The sequence below is a fragment of the Moraxella bovis genome (genome assembly GCF_025985205.1).
Lineage (GTDB): Bacteria > Pseudomonadota > Gammaproteobacteria > Pseudomonadales > Moraxellaceae > Moraxella > Moraxella bovis.
This window is the reverse complement of record NZ_CP087840.1, coordinates 338,112-361,751: the sequence shown is the minus strand read 5'-3', so window position 1 is coordinate 361,751 and position 23,640 is coordinate 338,112. Positions and strand designations below refer to the sequence as shown.

Genomic DNA, 23,640 nt, shown 5'->3' with positions numbered 1-23,640 from the left:
TTATCGCTATTCGTCTGTACCGATGAGTTTTTTCTCACTTTTTGCGCCCGTCAGCTCATCTGCCACGATAACCACACCCACCTGTTTGACTGGCCATTCCATGGTAAATCTCGCCCCGTGCAAACTTGGGCTTTCATCCACACTCATGTTACCACTAAACCAAAATGCAATGCGTGCAACAATGGACAGACCAAGTCCATAGCCACCTGACGCACGGGTACGACTGTCATCGAGACGGGCAAAAGGAATGAACACTTTTTCACGGTCAGCTTCGGGAATGCCATGCCCATCATCTTCGACAGTGACAAATGCCATGCCTTTTTTGACCCCTGCACTGATGATGGTGGTGCTTTTGGCATAACGCAGGGCATTGCCCGCTAAGTTTTGCACCACACGGTGTAGATAACGCCTGTCTGCCATCGCCACCACTTTTTGGGCGGGCGGTTTGATTTGTATGGCAATGGGCTTGCCCAAAGCATTGGTCTCACGCTCGATTTGTTCAAGGAGCTCTTTTAAGCACACCATTTCCCAATCCATCTTTGGAGAGCCTTCTTCGAGCTTGGCATAGGTTAAAATTTCATCAATAAGCTCATTTAAAGAAGCAATGTCATCATCAATATACTGTTTTTGTACCTGCCGTGACTCATAATCATCATCATCAGCAAGCATGTCCACCGCAAAACGAATGCGTGCCACTGGCGTTCTTAGTTCATGCGAGACGGCACGGGTCAGCTCACGTTGGGATTCTATCAGTCTTTTAATATGACGAATCATAGCATTAAAGGTTGATGACAGACGAGCGATGTCATCATACCCTGCCACTTGCACCATGGTGTCAAGTTTACCTTCGGCAACTTTATTGACCCCCATTTGTAAAAGTTGTAAACGTCGCTCTAATGGGAAAATCAGGGCATATACACCAAAACTCACTAACAACAGGCAAGTCAGCACAATACTAATGATGACATCCAAGGAAAAGAAGTTAAACAAAGGTACGGTTACCACCAACACTTCATTAGGAATGGTTGATGCCATCATGACCGATAGGTGGGGTCTTTGGTTTTCATTGTCAAAACTAAGCACTGCCTTGCCAGTATTTAGTCGGTCAAACTGCTCTTTATCCAAGCCCAAAGTTGACAAAGGCAATAATGCCATAGAATAACCAAATTTTTGACTTAGATGAGCAAGACGTGCTTGCTTATCTGTCAAAGATGGATAATACTGTAATTCATCCAACAAAAACCCCATAACAGCATGAATTTGACGTTCATTAATGCGATCAAGCTCGGCAGACAGCACACTGCCATCATTGTCTATGGCATGATACACCATCGAATGATGTGAGATTTCATCATAGCGAACCACTGACTTGCCTTCTTTTAATCTTTTTAATTCGCGACCTTTAAGTTCAAGGTCATCCATCGGCACGACATGAATCTCTGACCCAAATTCCCGACCAATCGCCATAAGCCAAGACTCTTTTTCTTCCACAGAGCGTCTATCATAGGATGCTGTCCCTAAATAAAAAACAACCGTGGCAATGGATTCTCGGTAAGATTGCAGGCGTTGCTGGTTAATTGCCTGCATGAGAAAATAGCCAAAAAAAGCAACCAAAAAGCAGACAAGCAAAAGTCCTGCATAAATACGAAAAAAGATACTACGTTCGGTAATTGATGAAAGTGCCATACCATTGACTTATCATGAGTGAAAATAAAAAGCCAGCGATGTGGCTGGCTTTATTGTAGCATAGCTTGGATATTGACTGATGTTAAGATTACAATTAATTGCCTTCTTTAACAAACAGATAACCTTTACTACGCACTGTTTTGATACGTTTGGGATTTTCTGGGTCATCGCCAATTTTTGGACGAATACGAGAAATACGCACGTCAATTGAACGGTCTTGACCATCGTACTCAATACCACGAAGTCGCTCAAAAATATCTTCACGAGATAAGATACGACCTGCATTGGATGCAAGTAGCCAAAGCAAATCATACTCAGCACTGGTAAAATCAACCAATTCGTCATTTAGAGTCACTGAGCGACCGCCATTGTCAATGACCAAATCACCAAATTCCAAACGCTGTGGCGTGTCATCTGTCGGTGCCGAGTCAGAGCGACGAAGCAAGGCACGGATACGGGCTAGCAATACTCGGGGCTGGGCAGGTTTTGCCACGTAATCATCCGCCCCCATCTCTAAGCCTAACACCTGATCCATGTCTTCGGTGCGTGCTGTTAACATTAAAATCGGCTGAGCATAGTGTGGGCGTACTTCACGGCACACTGTCAAGCCATCACTACCTGGCAACATGACATCAAGCACCACCAAATCAGGCTGTTCACTAATGATGCGACGAATCGCACGGGTGCCATCAGTTTCAATCGCCACGTCCAATCCGTTACGTCTGAGATAGTCTTGGGTTAAGACGGCAAGACGCTCATCATCTTCAACAATCAGAATTCGGGGAATGTCTTCTTTTTCTGGGGCTGTCGTTGTCATATATTATCCTTGAATACATCAAAAGATACATCAAAATCAGGTAATGCCATCAATCAAGCAAACTTGTTTGGTGGACATGCTTATTCTAACAAATTTTTGAGCAATAAGCACGATTTTTAATCAGCAATTAAGCAAATAATTAAGCACGGTTTTTGTACTTTTGAATGGTTTGTAGCTGTGCCAATGACTCTGTCAATGCTGTCAGGGCAGCAGTGGTATCAATATTAGCACTTTGATTTGCCAAGGCTTGCTCGGCAGTGCGACGTGCTTCGGCGATTTTTGCTTCATCCAGATTACTGGCACGTTCTGCCGAATCAGCAAGCACGGTCACAATCTTAGGTTGAACTTCTAGCACACCACCTTGTACATAAATCACTTCATCTGTACCATCGGCTGATTTTAGGTGCAAAGGACCTGGTTTTAGCAAAGTAATGATTGGCGTATGACCTGCCAAAATACCAAGTTCACCATCAATACCCGAAGCCACAAGCACACTAATGTCACCTGAGTAAAGCTCTTCTCTGGCACTGACCACTCGGCATGTAAATGTTGCCATGATGACTCCTATCTATATTTATATCATCGTTTTGTCCGTGATAAAGTCAGTTAAGATTAGATTTCTCCAATCTTAACTTTGGACATTAAGCAGCTTTTAGCTTGTCAGCTTTTACAATCACTTCATCGATACCGCCAACCATATAGAAGGCTTGTTCTGGCAAGTGGTCATATTCACCACTGATGATAGATTTAAAGCCAGCAATCGTATCACGCAGTGCCACATACTTACCAGGTGCCCCTGTAAATACTTCTGCCACGTGGAAAGGCTGTGATAGGAAACGCTGAATCTTACGAGCACGATAAACAACTAGCTTATCTTCTTCTGACAACTCATCCATACCCAAGATGGCAATGATGTCTTTTAACTCTTTATAACGTTGTAGTACTTCTTGCACGCCACGAGCGACATTATAATGCTCATCACCGATAACTTGTGGGTCAAGCTGACGCGATGTTGAATCAAGCGGGTCAACCGCAGGGTAGATCCCTTGTGAAGCGATATCACGGCTAAGTACGACCGTTGCATCCAAGTGAGCAAAGGTGGTCGCAGGCGATGGGTCAGTCAAGTCGTCCGCAGGAACGTAAACGGCTTGTACAGAAGTAATCGAACCTGACTGAGTAGAAGTAATACGCTCTTGCAACGCACCCATCTCTTCGGCAAGTGTCGGCTGATAACCTACCGCAGATGGCATACGACCTAGAAGTGCTGATACTTCGGTACCTGCTAGGGTATAACGGTAAATATTATCAACGAACAACAGAACGTCACGACCCTTGCCAGTGGCTTCATCTTTTTCATCACGGAAGTACTCTGCCATGGTGAGACCAGTCAAAGCAACACGCAAACGGTTTCCTGGTGGCTCGTTCATCTGACCGTATACCATCGCAACTTTTGATTTGGTAAAGTCTTCGGTATTAACAACGCCAGCTTCTTGCATTTCGTGATAAAAGTCGTTACCCTCACGAGTACGCTCACCCACACCTGCAAACACAGATAGACCTGAGTGTTTTAGGGCGATGTTGTTAATGAGCTCCATCATATTAACGGTCTTACCAACACCGGCACCGCCGAACAGACCAACTTTACCCCCTTTTGCAAATGGGCAAAGCAAGTCAATCACTTTAATACCAGTTTCTAGTAGCTCTGTTGAATTAGATTGTTCATCATAGCTTGGGGCTTCACGGTGGATAGACCATTTTTGTTCAGCATTCACAGGACCTGCTTCATCGATTGGGCGACCCAATACGTCCATGATACGCCCTAGTGTTGCTGTACCCACAGGCACAGAGATGGGTGCACCTGTATTAGAAACAGGTAAGCCACGTTTTAGACCTTCGGTAGAACCCATGGCAATGGTACGTACCACGCCATCACCCAACTGCTGTTGGACTTCCAAGGTAGTTTCCGTGCCATCAACATGAAGTGCATCAAAGATTTGGGGGACTTCACCACGGCTAAACTCAACGTCAATTACCGCACCGATAATCTGCACAATACGACCGCTCATTGCGTTCTCCTAAATTTTTATATTCAGCTAAACTGACTTATGATACAGCGGCAGCACCACCAACGATTTCCGAAATCTCTCGGGTAATCGCTGCTTGTCTGAGCTTATTATAAACCAATTGTAAATCTTTAATTAAATTACCAGCATTATCTGTCGCCGCTTTCATCGCTACCATACGAGCAGATTGCTCTGATGCGATGTTTTCAAGGACGGCTTGATAAACCAATGATTCAATATAGCGTACCATCAAACTGTCAATCAACGTCTTTGTATCAGGTTCATAAATATAATCCCAACCGTGACTGATACCCTCATCATCGGACAAAGCTCCCTCAGGCAAAGGAACAAGCTGAGTGATTGATGGTTTTTGGGTCATGGCGTTGATAAACTGATTGTACACCAAATAAATTCTATCTAATTTGCCATTTTGGTAATCATCAAGCATGGTCTGTACGGGACTGCTGATGTGTTCATAGCTTGGACTATCGCCATAATCGGTAACTACCGATGTGACATTACCACCAAAGTTTTTGAAAAAGCCAACGCCTTTTGAGCCAATGGCTGCAAACTCAACTTCGACAGACTGCTCTTGGTAAGTTTTGACTGACTTTAACAAACTTTTAAATAGGTTAATGTTTAGACCACCTGCCAAACCACGGTCAGAAGTAACCACAATAAAGCCCACACGGTTCACAGGGCGACTGACCATATAAGGGTGCTTATAATCGGACTGTGCTTGCACAAGGTGTGAAATCACACGGTGCATACTTTCAGCATAAGGGCGACCCATGCCCATGCGTTCTTGAGCCCGACGCATTTTACTGGCAGCAACCATCTGCATGGCACGTGTGATTTTCTGAGTGCTTTTAATACTGGTTACTTTTGCACGTATTTCTTTTAAGCTTGCCATAATTATTCCAAAACTGGACTCAGTTTAAATGGGTATATGGTGTATCAATGATACACCATATTGCTCTTAGTAGCTACGAGATGCTTTGAAAGCTTCAATCCCTGCTTTTAGACGACTCTCGATGTCATCATTATAATTGGCAGTCTCATCAATCTCGCTCATGAGAGCACCATATTCGCCACGAAGGAAGCTTAGCAAACCTTGCTCAAAAGCACCGATTTTTTCAACAGGTACATCCGCAAGATAACCTTCGTTTGATGCATAGATGACCGCCGCTTGGTCAGCGATAGACATCGGTGCGTATTGTTTTTGCTTCATCAGCTCAGTCACACGCTGACCGTGTTCTAGTTGCTGTTTGGTTGCGTCATCCAAATCCGATGCAAACTGAGCAAAGGCAGCCAACTCACGATACTGTGCCAAGGCTGTACGGATACCGCCTGAAAGCTTTTTGATGATTTTCGTTTGAGCTGCACCACCCACACGAGATACCGAGATACCAGCATTTACCGCAGGGCGAATACCTGAGTTAAATAGGTTAGATTCTAAGAAAATCTGACCATCAGTAATCGAAATGACGTTGGTAGGTACGAACGCTGATACGTCCCCTGCTTGTGTTTCAATGATGGGCAGGGCAGTCAATGAACCAGTCTTGCCTTTGACTTCGCCACCCGTAAACGCTTCTACATAGTCCGCATTAACACGAGATGCACGTTCTAACAGACGTGAGTGCAAGTAAAATACATCCCCTGGGTAGGCTTCACGTCCTGGTGGACGGCGTAGTAGTAGTGAGATTTGACGATAGGCAACCGCTTGCTTAGACAAATCATCATAGATGATAAGTGCGTCTTGACCACGGTCACGGAAGTACTCACCCATGGTACAACCAGAATATGGGGCGATGTATTGCAGTGCCGCAGGCTCTGATGCTGATGCAACCACAACGGTAGTATAAGCCAATGCACCTGACTCTTCTAGTTTACGCACCACGTTAGCGATGGTTGAGCGTTTTTGACCAACAGCAACATACACACATTTGATGCCAGAGTCTTTTTGGGCGATGATGGCATCGATTGCCATGGCGGTCTTACCTGTTTGGCGGTCGCCAATGATAAGTTCACGCTGACCACGTCCGATTGGAATCATGGTATCAACCGCTTTATAACCTGTCATAACAGGCTCATCAACCGATTGACGAGCGATAACGCCAGGGGCGATTTTTTCAACTTTATCGGTTAGCTTAGCATTGATAGGACCTTTGCCATCAATAGGATTACCCAAAGCATCAACCACACGACCCAACAGTTCAGGACCTACGGGTACTTCTAGGATACGACCTGTGCAGTATGCTTTTTGTCCTTCTTGTAGGGGCAAATAGTCGCCCAAAACGACCGCACCGACTGAGTCTTGTTCTAAGTTTAGTGCCATGCCATAGACATTGCCTTCAAACTCAATCATCTCGCCATACATGGCTTCTTCTAGACCATGAATTTTTACAATACCATCAGAGACACTGACGATAACGCCTTCAGTTTTAGCAGTTGCGCTTACGTCAAGGTCTTGAATACGTTGCTTAATCAGATTGCTGATTTCAGCTGGATTCAATTGTTGCATTGCCTTGTTTCCTATAATTTAGACAGCCACAGTTTATGCTGTTAGCTGAGTCTTTAATTGTTTTAACTTGCCACGCACCGAGCCATCAGTAAACTTATCGCCCACTTTAATGGTCGCACCCCCTAACAGTGAACTATCCACAGCCTCGTGTAAAATCACGATAGAACCTGTTGAGATAGCCAAAGATTCTTGTAGGGATTTGCGTTGGGCCTCAGTTAGTGGGTAGGCTGATGTTACGTAAGCGTCAACCTGTTTTAGCTCTTGTGATTTTAGCTTGCTGTAATGAGCATGAATCTCAGGAAGCAAAGACAGTCTGTCATTATCAGACAGCTGGCTGACAAAGTTTGTCAATGCCTTATTGGCTGTCAGATGCTTACTTCCTGCTAATACTTCTGCCGCCACACTCACGTCCACGCCCTGTGATGCCGCTGTCTGCAACGTTTGGGCAAGTGGCGAGTTACTCGGTCTTTGGCTAGTGTAGATATCCATCAGCACCGAAGCTTTGTGACTGGCGGGAATGGCTGGATTGTGTAGCAAACCAATAAATGCGTCATTACGCACAATATCCGATGCCATCAACAAGAAGTCTTCCCATTCGTTAATCGCATTTTGCTCTTTAGCATAGTCAAACGCAGCTTTTGCGTAAGGTCTTGCCAAGGTAGATAATTCAGCCATGAGTTCCTCTAATTACAGCTTGGTTGCCAGTTGTGCTAGCATGCTGGCATGTTTTTGTTCATCAACTTTTTCTTCTAGAATCTTTTCAGCACCAAGTACTGCAAGAGTCGCAACTTGTGAACGTAGCTGTTCACGAGTTTGGGCAATTTGTTGGTCAACCGTTTGTTGGGCCGCACCAATAATACGCTCGCTTTCAAGACGGGCTGTGACTTTGGCGTCTTCAATCATTTGATTGGCAGTTTTGTTAGCACGTTCAATGATAGAAGCAGCCTCAGCTTTGGCACTTGCAAACTCTGCTTGGACTTGTGACTCAGCAGATGCAAGGTCAGCTTTTGCTTTTTCGGCGGCGTTTAAGCCTTCTTCGATTTTACGTTGACGCTCGTTAATCGCTCCGATGAGTGGCGGCCATACGAATTTCATGCAGAACCACACGAAAAACGCAAACGCAATCATCTGACCGATAATGGTGGAATTAATATTCATCCAATCACCTCATTTGTTAGTGAAAGTCAGGTGATAGCCAATTGCTGTCGGCAAGTAAACTGCCGACAAGAATGGACCTAGACTGACCGCTTCAACTTATGCGAATGGGTTGGCGAATAGTAGAAGCATGGCAATACCAACACCAATCATCGGTACGGCGTCAAGAAGACCTGCCACGATGAACATTTTGGTTTGAAGTTGCGAGCCAAGCTCAGGCTGGCGAGCAGTACTTTCTAGGAACTTACCGCCTAGGATAGCAAAACCAATACCAGTTGCCAAAGCACCTGCACCGATTAGAAGAGCCACAGCAAGAAGCGTGTATTGAGCGATTACTGGATCCATGATGTCTCCTTAATGACCTGTTTGAAGGGTTAAAATAAAAAGTGTCAATTAATGTTCTGATGTCTGTGAGATGAGCGACAGATAAACAATCGTCAACATCATAAACACGAACGCCTGTAAAGTGATAACTAAAATATGGAAGATTGCCCAAGCCAAATGTAGCGGTACACCCAAGCCTTTAACAAACAAGCTCTCAGACATGTACATAAGTGCAATTAGAATAAAGATAAGCTCACCAGCATACATGTTACCAAACAGTCGCAGACCTAGCGAAATGGGTTTGGCAAGCAGAGTTACTGTCTCTAAAACTAGGTTGATGGGGATTAAAATCGCTTGCAAGATTGGGTTTTTGGCACTAAATGGGTGTAAGGTAAACTCGCCAATAAATCCGCCCACGCCTTTGTATTTAAGACCAAAACCAATGATGAGCAGTAGCACACAAAATGCCATACCGAGCGTGATATTCGGGTCAGTACTTGGTACAATCTTAAAGTAAACATGGTGCGGGTCGTGACCCATCAGACTACCAATCCACTGTGCGGTACCAGGGATGAAATCAACAGGAATCAAATCCATCAAGTTCATCAAGAAAATCCACACAAAAATCGTCAATGATAAAGGTGCAATCAGCTTTGATGGACCTTTATAAGATTCACGGACACTGTTGTCCACAAAATCAACAACCATCTCAATGAAGGCTTGTAGCTTGGTAGGTACGCCTGATGTCGCCTTACGCCCAACCATCCAAAATAGCCAGCAAAAGAAAGCACCCAAACCAACCGACCACAGCATGGAGTCCAAATGAATGGCTTTAAAGCCCATCTCTGCGGCTTCTTGGGCGGTGTGTGCCACTTTCCAACCATGTTCTGGATGATAACCATACGTCCAGTTGGTTAAATGGTGAGCAATATATTCTGAAGAATCCGCTGCCATAATAAGCTCTTATTTTTAACTTGGTTAATCAGAACGTGTGAAAAATTCATCACGCAATCCATCAATTTGCAAGGTGTTGAGTTCTCAACACGCTCTAAAATGACACAATAAAAAATTGCTGGTTCAACTTATCCCATAAATATCAATCAGCAATTTTAAATCATTCATTTAAAGTACATTATTTTCAATCATTTCATACAAATCATTGAAAATAATGTACTTGTAAATTTATGAAATTTTTATCGAAATGTTTGTAGGGTGTATTGAACGTTGGTATTTGCTATGAAAAATGAGAAAAATCGTACGTTTTTCAAGGAAAAAGTGAAGTTTAATAGTCGTTCTATCAAACGAGCTTTTGACAATGAAAAACAATCCGACCACTTAATTGTGTAAATTTTAAGATTTTAACTTAATTTTTTTAAATTAAGTGGTCGGATAGCCATTTTTCATACAAAAATTAGTTGAAATCATTAAATTTTATCACATTGTATAAAATGTTATCAATGTTCAATACGCCCTAAGCAATCCGAAGTATAATAACCTACTTTGGTGGTTCTTGTAAAGGGTAAATATGAGTTTTCTTACAGAATTTTTTCAATTTTTGGCAAAAAATGGGCATTAAATTTAAAAATCTAATTATTTTTAAATTTAATTGATAATCTAAATACGCCACATCACCATAACGTGCACAACTTGTAGGGCAAAACAAGCCAAAATCACCAAAAACGCCCCAATCGGCTTAGCTAACATAAAAATCAGGGCAAACCCTATCAGCGTGATAAACCATTTTATCATCTGCCCTAGATACATGTTGAGCATGATAACACGCCCCGCTCTCGCCCCTGTCGTGCGGTAGGCAATGAGTGTAAACGCACACTGGGCGATGTAACCAAGCAGTCCGCCCGATGCCATGCTTTTGGTGGCGTGAGCAACCCCCAACGTTTCAAGGATAAACCCTATGCCAATGAGTATCAATACCGCCCACGCTTGGCGAAATTGCAAGCGATACACACGGGCTTGCTGATGACGCTGGGCAGGCTTGCTCATGATGCTCTCAAAAACACAGTGAAAAATCGTAAGGTCCTGTATTATAGAAAGTTTTTAAAAAACTTACAAGATTTTATCAGCATTTTTTCATCAGTAAAAAGTGATAATATCATTTATTTTTATGATAAATATAGAATGAAGCTTTTGCCGGTTTTAGGAAAATAAAACACGCCTTTGGTTGTAGCAAGTTTGATAGATGTCATTTATAGACAAAAAGGCAATGCTTACCACATCGCCTTTATATACGCCCTATCCGCCAATTTATTTTTGGTCGATACACGCGTAAATCTCATTGACGGTCGCCTGCCACACGTCCACAAAATCGGTGCCGTCTGACATGTCTTCTTGCTTGATAAGCGTGCCGACATTGCCGAGCTTGTTTTTAATGCCGTCCGAAATCGCCCCTTGCGACAGTAAGCACATATAAGGCGATGGGCGGTCGTTATTTAAAATACGAAATTGGCTGGCTTTGGGCGACAAATGATGGTCGGGGGTCAATGCCCCTGCAAAACGTAGATTTGCCGAGCGTTCAAGGTAGGCGAACGAATCATGATACGCCCAATACGCCCGCTTATGCTCTTTTGGCACCTGTGCCACCGCCTTATCCATGGCTTGATGAAACGCCTTGACGTTATCGGCATACAACCCCTTATGCTCAGGGTTGGCGTGTGAATGCACCACCGCCAATGCTCGCACAATGGCTTTGGCATTCTCTGGGTCTAGCCAAATGTGTGGGTCAAAGGTGTCAGCTCGGGGCGTGCCATCAAGCTGCCTCATAGGCAGACGATAAAACGCCTTCATCTTAAATAGCGAAATGGCATTGGGGGCGTTCTCTAAGGTCTTAACGAGATTTTGTTCAAGCTCATGCCCGAACCACACCACATAATCACTGTCGCCCACGAGCTTGACTTTGCTTGGCGAGAGACTACCATGATGACCAACATCGCCTGTAGATAGTAGCATTTGGGCAGGTTCTGCTCCCTGTGTTACTGCATTGGACAAAAGTAACAATGGATAATTACTCACCGTTACCGTGCCTGCATGGACGGTCGCAGACAGCAGGGTAGGCAAGGCAAATAGGCTTAGTTTAGCAAAGGGGAATTTAGAAAATAACATGGCAACCTTTTTAATAAATTTATTTAAAAAATGGCACAAAACTTGCATAAATTTGCGGTAATGTCTTGTAAGATTATATCATACATCATGGGCTTTTGTTATAATGTATCTAAATTAAGATGAAACAAGCATTTTTCTTAAAAATTACCAACACAAACACCGCCCATTTGATGATATGTTATATCAATGGCATTCATCAGTCATTTTAAAATTGTCCAACTATTTTTATGGTAAAATAACGTATATTTTAAATGTAATTTTATAATTTTGAACAACCAAAAGAGCCTATCATGACCGACCACGCCTGCCAATGCGACCACCACCACAACGTCCACGAACATCAAGACCCCAAACAACGTATGCTTGATGCCAAAGCCCACTGTGAAGCTCGGGGCGTGCGTTTTACGCCCTTGCGTGAGGAAGTGTACGGGCTGATTTTGGAAGCGGATAAGCCACTTGGGGCGTATGACCTTATCAGTGCCTTGCAGTCTGCTCGCCACTCATCAGGGGCAAAAAACAAGAACATCGCCCCACCGACCATTTATCGTTCGTTAGAATTTTTGCTTGCCGAAGGATTGATTCATCAGTTAAGCTCCATGAACGCCTATGTGCCATGTTGCCACCCACGCTCCAAGCACGCCGCCGCCTTTTTGATTTGTCAAAAATGCCAAAGCGTTGAAGAGTGCTCCAACGTACCTGTGGACGCCATTGTCAATTTTGCCAAAGATGACGCAGGATTTGACATAGAACGCACGGTCATTGAACTAAAAGGCGTGTGTCGTGCCTGTCGCTAACACAGTCGCTAATACAGACGAGCTGTTTTGCTTAGACAAAGTCAGCTTTCATGCTGGTCAAAACAAGATTTTAACCGACATATCGCTTAGCTTATCCAAGGGTGAAATGGTCAGTCTTATCGGCCCAAACGGGGCGGGCAAGTCCACGCTGGTCAAGCTCATTTTAGGCTTAAACAAACCCACGTCAGGCGACATCATCAAGCACAACAGCGTGATAAGCTACGTCCCCCAAAAGTTTAGCGTGCCAAGCATTTTGCCCTTACGTGTCAAAGATTTGCTCGCCCAAGCAAACACCAAACGCCTAACGCCTGATGAGCGTGATTTTGTCCTACAAAAACTATCGCTTGCCCCCTTGCTTGACCGCCAAATACACCACCTATCAGGGGGCGAGACTCAGCGTGTCCTTATGGCAAGAGCGTTGCTTGACAAACCCGACCTACTCATCTTAGACGAACCCATGCAAGGGCTAGACCCTGATAGTGAAGAGTTACTTTATGACTTTATAGACAGTATGCCCCCATTTTTGGCGTGTGCCATGCTCGTTGTGTCGCACGATTTGCACTGGGTCATGAAAGGCACTCGGCGTGTCGTCTGCCTAAACAAACACATCTGCTGTCAAGGCGTGCCGTCCGACATCGCTCATCTGCCTGAGTTTGTTGCGTTATTTGGGCAATATCACAGCACCCACCAAACCCCCTACATTCATCATCACGACCACTGTCAGCATACCCACTAATTATGAACGATTGGCTACCGATTATCGCCCCTGCTTGGATAGCAGGTTCACTGCTTGCCCTACTCTCTGCACCGCTTGGCTGTTTGGTACTGTGGCGACGCATGGCGTTTTTTGCCGATACGCTCGCTCATGGGGCTCTGCTTGGCGTGGCGATTGGGGCGTGGCTGTCTATCCCTGCCGACATGGGTGTGGGTGTGGTGAGCATAGGCGTGGTCATCACGCTTATGTTTTTGCAAGACAAGCGACTGCCAAGCGATGCCACGCTGTCGGTGCTTGCCGTGTCCCTGTTGTGTCTGGGGCTTTTAACGCTCACCCAGCTTACCCAGCAACAAGCCAACGTGCTAGGCTTTTTGTTTGGTAGCTTACTTGACATGGATTGGGGCGATTTGCCCCGTTTGGCGGTCATGGTTGGGGCAGGGGTTATCTTTTTGGCGTGGATTTGGCAAAAACAGGTCAAACTTGCCACATCAGAAGCCCTAGCGTCTATCGCAGGTATCAATCCTAAGACCGAACAGTTCTTTTTTATGGGGCTTCTGGCGGGGTTTTGTGCGGTTGCTATTCAAGCGGTTGGCAGTTTGCTCATCACAGGGCTACTTATCCTACCTGCTCTTATCGCTCGCCTGCTTGCTCACTCGCCCACACAAATGGTCATCTTTGCCATGATAATCGCCCAAATCGCCGTAACCACAGGCGTATGGGGAAGCGTGTGGCTTGACGTACAAACAGGACTTGCGATTCTCATGACGTTGGCGATTGGGTTTTTTGCGGTGTTTGGGGTGGGAAAGGTGCTGGGTAAGTCGTAAATTGGTAAATTGATGAATTGGTGAATTGTAATTTTTAATAACAAAAAAACAAACGTTTAGGCGGTGTATTTACCCTTATAATGTATGAATTTTGGGCAAATTGCAATTCGTCCCTGCCCAAAAAATCAATAAATTGCCATTTTAAATTATAGTCATTTAATTTCAAAATACATCAACGGGCGTGTTCAACACGCCCCTACGAAGATATTTTGACATTTTTTATTCATCATATTTTTAAAAGGCATTTTAGGGACAACTCACATTTGCCCTATGGTGCTTAAACAAATAATATTTGCACAAATGGCAATCTGCCCCACCCATTTACATTTAACCATATTTTTAAGCCACCGCCCCATGACCTACCCCACCCACCTATCCACTCCGTCTGATTTTATCATCGCTCAAATCAGCGATTTGCATTTATCCACGCACGTCCCTACCAATACCGATAAATTTTTAAAAGTGCTGGATTTTGCCTTAACCTTTAAGCCAAACTTACTGTTACTCACAGGCGATTTGGTCAATGAAGGTCATTTACCCCTTTATGATTGGCTGTTTGCTGCATTGGATAAAACAAATACCCCCTATCTGTGCTTGGCGGGCAATCATGACGTAACACATGAGATAGGGCATGATTTACCTTTTGACAAACGCACATTTCTCCCCATTGCCAAAGATGATAGGCTCATTGACACCCACCGTCTTGTCATAGACTTGCCCTACGCCACTTGGCAACTTTTAGCGGTCAATTCTGCCCTACATGGTCATATTTACGGGCGACTTGATGATGGCCAGCTTGCCTTTTTAAAGACTCATCTAAATCACGCCATGCCTACCCTTATCGCCCTGCACCACCACCCTACCCCTGTCGGCTCGGCATGGATAGATGAGCATATGTTGCAAAATGGCGATGAATTTTGGGCGATACTAAACGCTCACACCACCAATACCACCAATCGCCCCCATGTTCTCTGTGGACACGTTCATCAGGCACATATCTTGCAACAAAATGGCGGAACGCTCTATACCTGCCCTGCCACGTCTCGTCAATTTGCCCCTCACCGAGATGAGTTTGGTATTGATGATGTAGCAAGCGGTTTTCGTTTGCTACAATTATATAACAATCGTACGCTAGACACATGGGTCAAAAGGCTGGATAATAGCGGGTTTTAAAAAAGCATTGTTAATTGACCATACTTTTAGATGGACTTGTAAGGGCAAATCACATTTGCCCTATGATAACGTGTTGATTTTTGGGCGAATATGATTCACCCCTATGCCCTAATACTTAAATTTTTTATGGAATTACTTGAAAAATCCAAACATATCCCCATTTAGGACGCAATTTTTTGAGTGTTAATTTTTTCATGCTTGGTCAAATTGACGATTTTTAAAGGATAAACGCATGGCAAACGCCACTTTCACTCCCTACAGCCCTGCCAAAGACGAAGAGTATATGTCGAACGCTCAGTTGGAGCATTTTCGTGCGATTTTGGTAAATTGGAAAACCGAACTGTTAGCCGAAGCCGAACGCACCAAAGACTACATCAACGAAGAAACAGGGGCAATGGCAGACATCAACGACCGTGCCACCCAAGAAGAAGAGTTCGCTTTGGCTCTACGCACCAGAGACCGTGAGCGTAAACTGGTGCGTAAGATTGAGAAATCACTGGCGGAGATTGGGACAGGCGATTATGGGTTTTGTGAGACGTGTGGCACGGAGATTGGACTAAAACGCCTAGAAGCTCGCCCCACCGCCACGCAGTGCATTGACTGCAAAACCATGTCCGAGATGAAAGAAAAACAAAATCACGGACACTAAGTCTGCCATGAACCCACGCCCCATTATCGGTCGCTTTGCCCCGTCCCCGACTGGGGCGTTGCATTTGGGGTCGCTGTGTACCGCTTTGGCAAGTTATTGCCATATCAAGTCATTGGGCGGACAGTGGCTTGTGCGGATTGAAGACGTGGACTTTGAGCGGTGTAAGCCTGATTATGCCGTCTCTATCTTGACCGATTTGGAAAATTTAGGACTATACTCGGACGGCGAAATCCTATTTCAATCCAAACGCACAGATATTTATGATGAGTATCTTGCTCATTTGTCAAACATCACCTATCACTGCACCTGCTCTCGCAAGGAGCTATCCGCCCTATCCATACCTGCGGTGAGCTTTTATGACGTTAATATCAAGGATTTACACCTTGCTCCGATTTACCCCCGATTATGCCTGCACAAAAACCTAAGCGACAACAAAATCCGTCTGTGCCTGCCTGACATGCTGACCGCCTTTTTTGACGGCATACAAGGCGTGATATGGGACAACCCTGCCAAAAGTCTTGGCGATGTGGTCGTCAAACGCCAAAACGGCATGATAAACTACATACTCGCCTGCACCATTGATGACGGCTTGCAAGGAATAACGCACGTCATGCGGGGGCTTGACATCATGCCGATGACGGTCGCCCAGCTCTGTATCGCCAAAGCATGTCTCCTTCCCACGCCTCACTATTTTTATCATTTGCCCCTACTTGTCAATCATGACGGACAAAAACTCTCCAAACAAAACCTTGCCACACCGATAGACACCACCACGCCTGATAAAGTGAGCGATTTACTCTTTACCGCTTTAACCTTGCTCGGGCAAAATCCGCCAGCAGAGTTACAAAAAGAGACGTCCGACACGATACTCATGTGGGCGACTCGTCATTGGGATAATCGCGTGTTAGAAGGAGCAACATTGGGGATGGTTTAAACACCCCAACTCTTTTAATACTCTCTGTTTTTATTTTCCAGATAAATTCGCTCGCTTTCTTTGTCCGCCTTTAAAATCATGGCAATCATGATAAGTGCCATCAGCATGGACGAACCGCCAAAGCTATAAAATGGCAAGGTCAAGCCCTTGGTTGGCATAAGCCCCATGTTCATGCCTGCATTAATCAGCACTTGCCCAAAAATCACCACGCCAAAGCCAAATACCATGTAGCTAAGACGCAGTTGGCGACGTTTTAGGGCGGTATGGCTGATTCTCATAATCGTCGCCACAATCAGCACTTCAAGCAGTAACACAAACGCCACCCCCAAAAAGCCCAACTCTTCGCCTGTGATGGCTAGAATAAAGTCGGTATGAGCTTCGGGCAGGTGCGATAATTTTTGCACGCTGTTGCCATAGCCCACCCCGTCAAACTCCCCCCGCCCAAAGGCTATCAGACTGCGAGACAGCTGATAATCGGTGTCCTGCACGTCATCAAACGGCTCCCAAAACGACATGAGTCGCTCTTTACGATAATCCGACGACAGTAGTCCATAAACCAGTGCAGGCACGAACACCGCCGACACCAACGCCACATAATGCGGTAATGGCACCCCACTGACAAACAAAATAATGCTCGCTGTGGCGATAATCACCGCCACCGAACCGTAGTCAGGTTGCCACAAAATCAGGGCAATCATCGGCAAATACCACACCGTCAGTCGCCACCCTGCAATCAGACTGCCCCGCACTTCTGCCGACCGTCTGACCACATAGTCAGCAATGACCAACACCATCAGCAGTTTAACAAATTCGGACGTCTGGAAATTAAACACCCCAAAGTCAAGCCATCGCTGTGAGCCATTAATGACCGTCCCTGTTATTAGCGTCACTATCAACAGTAACAGTGCCACGAGCCATGCCAACACCAGCAGCCCAATTTCAAAATACCACTTCAAAGGAAAGCGATACACCACCATGCCCGCCAACAAACCGATAACAATATAAGTCGCTTGTGAATAAAAGAAGGTCATGGGCGACAAGCCTTTGGTCATCGCAAACGGCACTGACGCTGACGCCATCATCAAAAGACTCATGGACAGCAACAAAAACAGGCTCGTCATCAACACCGTCCGAGCAGACGGTACATAGGGCGATGTGGCTATCGTCGTGGGGATGTTAAAAAAACTCATGACAGGGCAATGCTTGGGAAAATTTGGGGGCTATATTATAAACCAAATCTCTGCTAAATGCTTGATTATTTGGTAAAAATTTGGGGAAATTAGAAAGGCTTGGGCAAAAATTGCGTAGAGTTCGGGTAGGGTTGCGGACAAAGTTTGGTATTGCGAAAAATTAAAAGGGCAAAACCATCTTGGCAAAGTCAATGTGCCATCATAGGGCAAATTGCAATTTGCCCCCACAACCCACCCAAAACATGTGCTTGACCATACCAACAAGCACCGCCCAATCACGCCAACGCTTTGACGTATCCCACAAACCACTCGCCACGCTCATTATAACTCTTAAATTGGTCAAGGCTTGCACACGCAGGCGACAGTAGTACGACTTTGGCAGAGCTTTGACTGGCAAGCTTTACCGCCTTTTCAAGTTTGCCTGCTTGTGTCATTTTGCTTGCCAAAATAGGACTGTTTGCCAACGTTTTTTGTATCAAATCGGCGTCTTGTCCGATAAGATAAATACTGTCGGCAAACTGTTCGGCAAAAGGGATAAGCTCAGCAAAATCCTGCCCCTTGCCTTGACCGCCCAAAATCAAGGCAAGCGACTGCTCCCCATACACCGCCCCAAGCCCATCAATGGCGGAGAGTGTCGCTCCGATGTTCGTGCCTTTTGAGTCGTTAAAATACACCTTGCCACCCACGTCCGCCACATATTCACAGCGGTGTGGCAAGCCCATAAACGTCCGTAGCACATCAAGCATGGCATTCATGTCAAGCCCCACGGCACTGCCCAAGGCTAAGGCGGATAAGGCGTTAAGCAAATTATGTTTGCCCTTAATCAAGATTTCATCAGATGAGATGAGTTTTTCGCCATTATGACACAGCCAAATGGTTTCGCCATGCTCGTCCGTTTCGCCTTTTAAACAAAAATCTGCCGAAAAGCCCTCGCCAATCTCCCCTGACGTGCTTATCATTTGGGCGTGTTTGGGCAAATGAGCGATACAGGCACGGGCAAGTTCTTCGTCGTCCAGCCACACCACGGCATTTTTGGCATTATCAAAAATGCGTAATTTTTGGGCAAGATACCCTGCCATATCGCCATGTCTGTCCAAATGGTCGGCAGATAAATTCAAAATGGTCGCCACGTCCGCCCCAAGCTTACTCATCATTTCAAGCTGAAAACTCGACAATTCAAGCACCGCCATGTCCATGCCGTCAATCTTTAATAAATCAAGAGCAGGTGTGCCAATATTACCACCCACGCCCACGGTTTTGCCTGACTTTTCTGCCATGAGTCCGACCAGCGTGGTTACGGTGGATTTGGCGTTGGAGCCTGTAATGGCGACAATGGGCGTGTGCGTGCCGTTTTGGGTATCTCGCTTTTTTAGATTTTCAATAAACACTTGTACATCGCTGACCACACTTACGCCCTGCTCGATGGCTTGGAATATGGCAGGCGTGGTAGGGTCGATGCCAGGACTGATGACGACTTTGTCCGAAGCAAGTAAAATATCAGCATTGATACCGCCAAAATAAGTCGCCACACCGCTTGGCAATTTGTCCGCCAATGGAGGAAAATTACCGTCCGTAACGGCAACCGTATGTCCTTGATTTACCAAAAAATTGACCGCCGACAGCCCAGAACCACCCAAGCCGATGACTGTATAATTTGCCATGATATTATCCTTTAAAAACACGGTTATAGTTCAAAAAGTATATTAGACTTCTTGCGAAATCCCAAATTAAAGAAAACCGTTCGTGGTGAGCTTGTCGAGCCATAACGGTTTTCCTACCCGCAGGCAGGCTCAGGGCGAACGGAAAACCTAGTTTGGCATACTTTTTGGACTATCGCCAAAAATATGAATGATGATTATTCTATCAGAATTGGCGTGGGTGTTGTTGGATTTTTGCCAAAATTGTCATATAATGGCAAAAGCTACTTGCCAATAAGGATTTTTATGAAACTTGTTACCGCGATTATCAAACCCTTTAAACTGGACGATGTCCGTGAAGCCTTGTCGGACATTGGCGTAAACGGCATTACCATCACCGAAGTCAAGGGCTTTGGTCGCCAAAAAGGACATACCGAGATGTATCGTGGGGCGGAATATGTGGTGGATTTTTTACCAAAAGTCAAACTAGAAATCGCCTGTGCTGATGACATGGTTGATGGCGTCATTGGTGCCATTATTGATACCGCCAACACAGGTAAGATTGGCGATGGCAAGATTTTTGTTACGCCATTAGAGCAAGTCATTCGCATTCGCACGGGCGAGACGGACGAGAATGCCCTATAAGAAAACCCCACCGAAGTGAGGTTTTGTGTGTTTAACTGTTTAAATCAGCCTTTGGTTACTGTCTGACGCCCATTTGCGTGCCTGCTTTACTTTTGATGGTGATGTTATTGCCATTTAGCGTGATGTTGGCAGTGCCTGAGATGGGCAGGGTTGGGTGTTTGCCTTTACCTGCGTATTTGCCACCGCCTTGGGCTTTGATGTCTCTAATGACGGTCGTGCCTTCACGCTTTTTGGCTTTTTCGGTCAAGCCTTTGGTCATCACAGCTTGATAGCCACTGCCTGACTTGCTAATGTTGATGATGGCTTTGGCTTCGCCCTTCTCACTCATTTTCCAGTTGCCCACGATGGCATCATCATTGGCAAATGCACTGGCAGATACTACAACACCCAGACCGATGGCAAGTAGTTTGTTTAATTTCATGGCTTACTCCTGTGTACAAAAATCTAATTAATCGAAGCCAGTCAGTACTCGTACTGACAACTGTTTACCCATTATAAACAAGGATTTTTTAAATTGCAAACATTAACTTTGTAAGCCATCTGCCTTTTTGTAATCGCTTGGTAAAAATGTTTCTGCCTAGGGCATGTCTACTCAAAAGGGTTGTTTACCATGACTACTTTGGATGGGTCTTTGTCAGCAGTAGCAGGCAAACCTTGGCTGTCTAAGTCATCAAACACCGCACAAAGTGCCTGTGCAAAGTCAAACAATGCCTGTGCTTGTGCCTTGCCCGCCTGCGTTTTAGTAATTTCCACATCGCCACTGAGGATGACACTGCCCGTGCCATTTTCTATGGTTAAAGCCCCAATTTGTAGGACTTCGCTGTCATTGTCAAAGATATTCATCACTCCACCTTATTTTAATAAACTCATCACAAATTCCACCAACAACACCAAAATCGCAAGCCAGCCTTCTGTATCACCCCCTTTATCCACGCTGTCCACATGCTCAGACAAAGGGGGTAAATTAAAAGCCGATGACTGCACCTGTGGCGACAGCGATGGCATGGCGTTGATGCCTGTACGTTCAGACAGCTCGGCAAGGCTGATATGTTCAATCTTACCTGAATCGTCATTGGGCGTATAGTACACGCCTGCACGGTTGATACTGGGGACATAAACCGCCTTAAAAAAGTGGCTCGGCACCAGTACGCCATCGCCGATTTGGGCGATTTGACGACCTTGGAACACCACGCCTGTCACGACATACAGCTCGCCATATTTGACCGTCAAGTTTCGTGTGTCTTGCTCTATCTCCTGCCACATTCCTCGGTTGTGCGTGCCGTTTTGAGGGGCGATGTTGGCAAGACTAAAACTGTCAAACTGTTGTGAGAGATTCGCCATGTCGCCATTGGGCGATAAATGCCCCCTGTCATAGCCCGAACGGCGATAGTCATTAAGCGTTGCTCGCACGTTTGTGGGCAGGCGACTCTCCTCATGAAAGCTGTCTTTGCGAGCCAATGAACGTGCCTGATGAATGCGTTCACGGGTCAGATACTCGGCAGAGTAGATGGGCGTGCGTGAGATGCCCGAATACAGCACGGCAAAGCCGTCAAAGCACAACTCATAATTTTTGCGAGCCAATTTTTGCCCTTTGGTGCCAACCAACTGCGGGGCGGTATTGGCATAAAAATACTCAGGACAACTGGCAAGACTTTGAGCAGTGTTCGCTGTCGTCTGCCGTCCCATAAAAACCCCAGCAGGCTCATCTGATGTCGCCAAACCAGTGGACTGCTCCACCACATAACCCCCATCATGAGCTGTGGCATAAGCGGTGGCGGTGTTTGAACTATTGGTGTTATGAGTATTGTGGTTATGGGCGTGATTGTGGTCGTCAGCATAAGCCGTCGCCACGTTATCGCCATAGGCAACGGCGGTGTTATTGGCATAAGCACTGTGGCAGGACAACAGTACCAAAGTAAGTCCCCACAGATGGGATGGGCGAGTACCTAATGAGTAGAGATAGGACATGGTGTTGGCTACTTAAAATGCGTGCCATTATACCCGATTTTTGGTGTGAGCGGTAGGATTATCAGGATTTCTGAGCTTTCAATCTCTGACACTATGGCAAAGACTGGGTTTATCATATTTATCCCAAGCACATCTTTGCCCATGGAAAATTGGCAAATCATCCCCATAATCACGTTTCCTGTTATCTTAAACCTTTTATCCCCACCCATGAATCACGCCACTTTCGCCCCACGCCTGCTTACTTGGTTTGCCACGCACGGTCGCCATGACTTGCCTTGGCAATATCATCATGCCGACACGTCTGACATTTATGCCGTTTGGCTGTCTGAAATCATGCTTCAACAAACCCAAGTCGCCACTGTTTTGGGTTATTTTGGGCGGTTTATGAATACATTTCCCACCGTACAAGATTTGGCAGCTGCCGACTGGGACGATGTGGCAAACCTATGGGCAGGGCTTGGCTACTATGCTCGGGCAAGAAATCTACACGCAGGGGCAAAGCAAGTGGCGGATTATATCGCCACACATGGGTATTTTCCAAAGACGGTGGACGAATGGCAAAACGTGCGTGGCGTGGGACGCTCCACCGCAGGGGCGATAGTGGCGATGGGCGTGCGTGGGCGTGGCGTGATATGCGACGGCAACGTCAAACGGGTGCTGACACGCTGGGCAGGCATAGACGGCGACATCACCAAATCCGCCACTGACAAGGTGCTGTGGGAGCTTGCCGACACGCTCACGCCCACAGATGATAGCGGTAAGTTCGCCCAAGCAATGATGGATTTGGGGGCGACCGTCTGCACTCGCACTCGCCCTGCTTGCGTCTCTTGCCCGCTATCGGACGACTGCACCGCCCATAAGGACGGCAATCCCACCGCCTATCCTGTCAAAGCCAAAAAGGCGGACAAACCCCACCGCCATTCGCTCGTGTTTGCTCTGATATATGATGATAAACTGTTATGGATAAAACGCCAAAGCGACACAGGGACAGGCATTTGGGACGGACTGTATGCCCTGCCCATGCTGATGATAAATGACAAACAAGGCGATGCACTCCATGATTTACATCACGCCAAAACCATGCACGATAAATACACCCACGCCCAACGCCTAAGCCTTGCTGAGCGTCAAATTTTGGATAATTTGCCAAACATTGCCATCAATCATCTCAAAACCATCAAACACACACTTACGCATTTTCATTGGCATTTGTCATTGGTTTATATAAATATTGATAAAACACTTTATAACAACATCAACCACGCCCTAACCGCCATTCATGCCGATTTTGTTTGGCAAAAAGGGTGTGATGGGCTGGGCGTACCAAAGGCGATGGGGAAATTGGTGGGGGTAAATTCTAATCAGTTATAATCAGTTATCAATTTTTAAATCACAAAACTGACGATTTTATATTTTCCAAACATC

General features: G+C 45.7%; 25 protein-coding genes. 8 read left to right on the top strand and 17 right to left on the bottom strand.

Translation table 11 applies throughout. The features are described 5' to 3' along the window. Window positions 1-6: 6 nt before the first annotated feature. The 12 genes from LP107_RS01785 to LP107_RS01730 form a co-directional block, all read right to left on the bottom strand. Window positions 7-1,686 (bottom strand): ATP-binding protein, encoded by a 1,680-nt coding sequence (locus LP107_RS01785; RefSeq protein ID WP_078274455.1) that lies wholly within the window; start codon window positions 1,684-1,686, stop codon window positions 7-9. Between the two features lie 94 nt (window positions 1,687-1,780). Then, a complete protein-coding gene (locus LP107_RS01780; RefSeq protein WP_029102947.1) occupies window positions 1,781-2,503 on the bottom strand; it encodes a response regulator in 723 nt (240 codons plus the stop codon). Window positions 2,504-2,642: 139 nt separating this feature from the next. Next, window positions 2,643-3,059, bottom strand: coding sequence for a F0F1 ATP synthase subunit epsilon (locus tag LP107_RS01775; protein WP_078274457.1), 417 nt, complete (start codon window positions 3,057-3,059; stop codon window positions 2,643-2,645). A gap of 85 nt (window positions 3,060-3,144) precedes the next feature. Then, the gene (gene atpD, locus LP107_RS01770) at window positions 3,145-4,569 is read right to left on the bottom strand and encodes a F0F1 ATP synthase subunit beta (RefSeq protein ID WP_112741772.1); all 1,425 of its coding nucleotides are present in this window, start codon (window positions 4,567-4,569) and stop codon (window positions 3,145-3,147) included. 37 nt (window positions 4,570-4,606) lie between these two features. Further along, entirely contained in the window at window positions 4,607-5,479 is an 873-nt protein-coding gene (gene atpG, locus LP107_RS01765; RefSeq protein WP_078274458.1) for a F0F1 ATP synthase subunit gamma, read from the bottom strand. Window positions 5,480-5,545: 66 nt separating this feature from the next. Next, window positions 5,546-7,090 (bottom strand): F0F1 ATP synthase subunit alpha, encoded by a 1,545-nt coding sequence (gene atpA / locus LP107_RS01760; protein WP_078274459.1) that lies wholly within the window; start codon window positions 7,088-7,090, stop codon window positions 5,546-5,548. Window positions 7,091-7,123: 33 nt separating this feature from the next. Then, complete coding sequence (locus tag LP107_RS01755) at window positions 7,124-7,765, bottom strand: F0F1 ATP synthase subunit delta (protein ID WP_112741771.1); 642 nt, start codon at window positions 7,763-7,765, stop codon at window positions 7,124-7,126. Window positions 7,766-7,777: 12 nt separating this feature from the next. Continuing rightward, the gene (locus tag LP107_RS01750; protein ID WP_029102940.1) at window positions 7,778-8,248 is read right to left on the bottom strand and encodes a F0F1 ATP synthase subunit B; all 471 of its coding nucleotides are present in this window, start codon (window positions 8,246-8,248) and stop codon (window positions 7,778-7,780) included. 96 nt (window positions 8,249-8,344) lie between these two features. Continuing rightward, window positions 8,345-8,590, bottom strand: coding sequence for a F0F1 ATP synthase subunit C (atpE, locus tag LP107_RS01745; protein WP_003658962.1), 246 nt, complete (start codon window positions 8,588-8,590; stop codon window positions 8,345-8,347). Window positions 8,591-8,638: 48 nt separating this feature from the next. Then, a complete protein-coding gene (gene atpB / locus LP107_RS01740; RefSeq protein ID WP_078274461.1) occupies window positions 8,639-9,523 on the bottom strand; it encodes a F0F1 ATP synthase subunit A in 885 nt (294 codons plus the stop codon). 660 nt (window positions 9,524-10,183) lie between these two features. Further along, window positions 10,184-10,570, bottom strand: coding sequence for an ATP synthase subunit I (locus LP107_RS01735; protein ID WP_078274462.1), 387 nt, complete (start codon window positions 10,568-10,570; stop codon window positions 10,184-10,186). A 261-nt stretch (window positions 10,571-10,831) separates the two neighbouring features. After that, the gene (locus LP107_RS01730; protein ID WP_078274478.1) at window positions 10,832-11,686 is read right to left on the bottom strand and encodes a metal ABC transporter substrate-binding protein; all 855 of its coding nucleotides are present in this window, start codon (window positions 11,684-11,686) and stop codon (window positions 10,832-10,834) included. Between the two features lie 290 nt (window positions 11,687-11,976). Here LP107_RS01730 and LP107_RS01725 point away from each other — a divergent pair, with 290 nt between their 5' ends. The 6 genes from LP107_RS01725 to gluQRS all read left to right on the top strand — a co-directional run bounded on the left by LP107_RS01725 (window position 11,977) and on the right by gluQRS (window position 16,775). After that, entirely contained in the window at window positions 11,977-12,480 is a 504-nt protein-coding gene (locus tag LP107_RS01725; RefSeq protein WP_078274464.1) for a Fur family transcriptional regulator, read from the top strand. Next, entirely contained in the window at window positions 12,467-13,216 is a 750-nt protein-coding gene (locus LP107_RS01720) for a metal ABC transporter ATP-binding protein (RefSeq protein WP_078274465.1), read from the top strand. The genes LP107_RS01725 and LP107_RS01720 overlap by 14 nt, the downstream gene beginning before the upstream one ends. A gap of 2 nt (window positions 13,217-13,218) precedes the next feature. After that, window positions 13,219-14,019: a metal ABC transporter permease gene (locus LP107_RS01715; protein ID WP_112741770.1), complete on the top strand. Its 801-nt coding sequence runs from the start codon at window positions 13,219-13,221 to the stop codon at window positions 14,017-14,019. A gap of 354 nt (window positions 14,020-14,373) precedes the next feature. Next, window positions 14,374-15,192 (top strand): metallophosphoesterase, encoded by an 819-nt coding sequence (locus tag LP107_RS01710; protein ID WP_162860337.1) that lies wholly within the window; start codon window positions 14,374-14,376, stop codon window positions 15,190-15,192. Between the two features lie 232 nt (window positions 15,193-15,424). Then, a complete protein-coding gene (gene dksA, locus LP107_RS01705) occupies window positions 15,425-15,841 on the top strand; it encodes an RNA polymerase-binding protein DksA (protein ID WP_112741768.1) in 417 nt (138 codons plus the stop codon). 7 nt (window positions 15,842-15,848) lie between these two features. Further along, entirely contained in the window at window positions 15,849-16,775 is a 927-nt protein-coding gene (gene gluQRS / locus LP107_RS01700; protein ID WP_078274469.1) for a tRNA glutamyl-Q(34) synthetase GluQRS, read from the top strand. A 14-nt stretch (window positions 16,776-16,789) separates the two neighbouring features. On the opposite strand, the gene LP107_RS01695 is transcribed toward gluQRS, so the two are convergent. After that, a complete protein-coding gene (locus tag LP107_RS01695) occupies window positions 16,790-17,965 on the bottom strand; it encodes an FtsW/RodA/SpoVE family cell cycle protein (protein ID WP_051225921.1) in 1,176 nt (391 codons plus the stop codon). Between the two features lie 275 nt (window positions 17,966-18,240). Beyond that, window positions 18,241-19,626: a UDP-N-acetylmuramoyl-L-alanine--D-glutamate ligase gene (gene murD, locus LP107_RS01690; RefSeq protein ID WP_112741767.1), complete on the bottom strand. Its 1,386-nt coding sequence runs from the start codon at window positions 19,624-19,626 to the stop codon at window positions 18,241-18,243. Window positions 19,627-19,908: 282 nt separating this feature from the next. On the opposite strand from murD, the gene glnK reads away from it, so the two are divergent. Then, window positions 19,909-20,247 carry a P-II family nitrogen regulator gene (glnK, locus tag LP107_RS01685; RefSeq protein ID WP_029102928.1) on the top strand — a complete coding sequence of 113 codons (339 nt, stop codon included), beginning with the start codon at window positions 19,909-19,911 and terminating at the stop codon, window positions 20,245-20,247. A 55-nt stretch (window positions 20,248-20,302) separates the two neighbouring features. Here glnK and LP107_RS01680 read toward each other — a convergent pair whose 3' ends face one another. From LP107_RS01680 to LP107_RS01670, 3 genes are all read right to left on the bottom strand, one after another. Further along, window positions 20,303-20,668 (bottom strand): DUF2147 domain-containing protein, encoded by a 366-nt coding sequence (locus tag LP107_RS01680; protein WP_112741766.1) that lies wholly within the window; start codon window positions 20,666-20,668, stop codon window positions 20,303-20,305. A gap of 167 nt (window positions 20,669-20,835) precedes the next feature. Then, entirely contained in the window at window positions 20,836-21,090 is a 255-nt protein-coding gene (locus LP107_RS01675) for a hypothetical protein (protein ID WP_112741765.1), read from the bottom strand. A gap of 9 nt (window positions 21,091-21,099) precedes the next feature. Beyond that, the gene (locus LP107_RS01670; protein WP_228157755.1) at window positions 21,100-22,215 is read right to left on the bottom strand and encodes a DNA/RNA non-specific endonuclease; all 1,116 of its coding nucleotides are present in this window, start codon (window positions 22,213-22,215) and stop codon (window positions 21,100-21,102) included. A 207-nt stretch (window positions 22,216-22,422) separates the two neighbouring features. Between LP107_RS01670 and mutY the strand changes: the two genes are divergently transcribed. Further along, window positions 22,423-23,586 (top strand): A/G-specific adenine glycosylase, encoded by a 1,164-nt coding sequence (mutY, locus tag LP107_RS01665; RefSeq protein WP_228157754.1) that lies wholly within the window; start codon window positions 22,423-22,425, stop codon window positions 23,584-23,586. Window positions 23,587-23,640 lie beyond the last annotated feature (54 nt).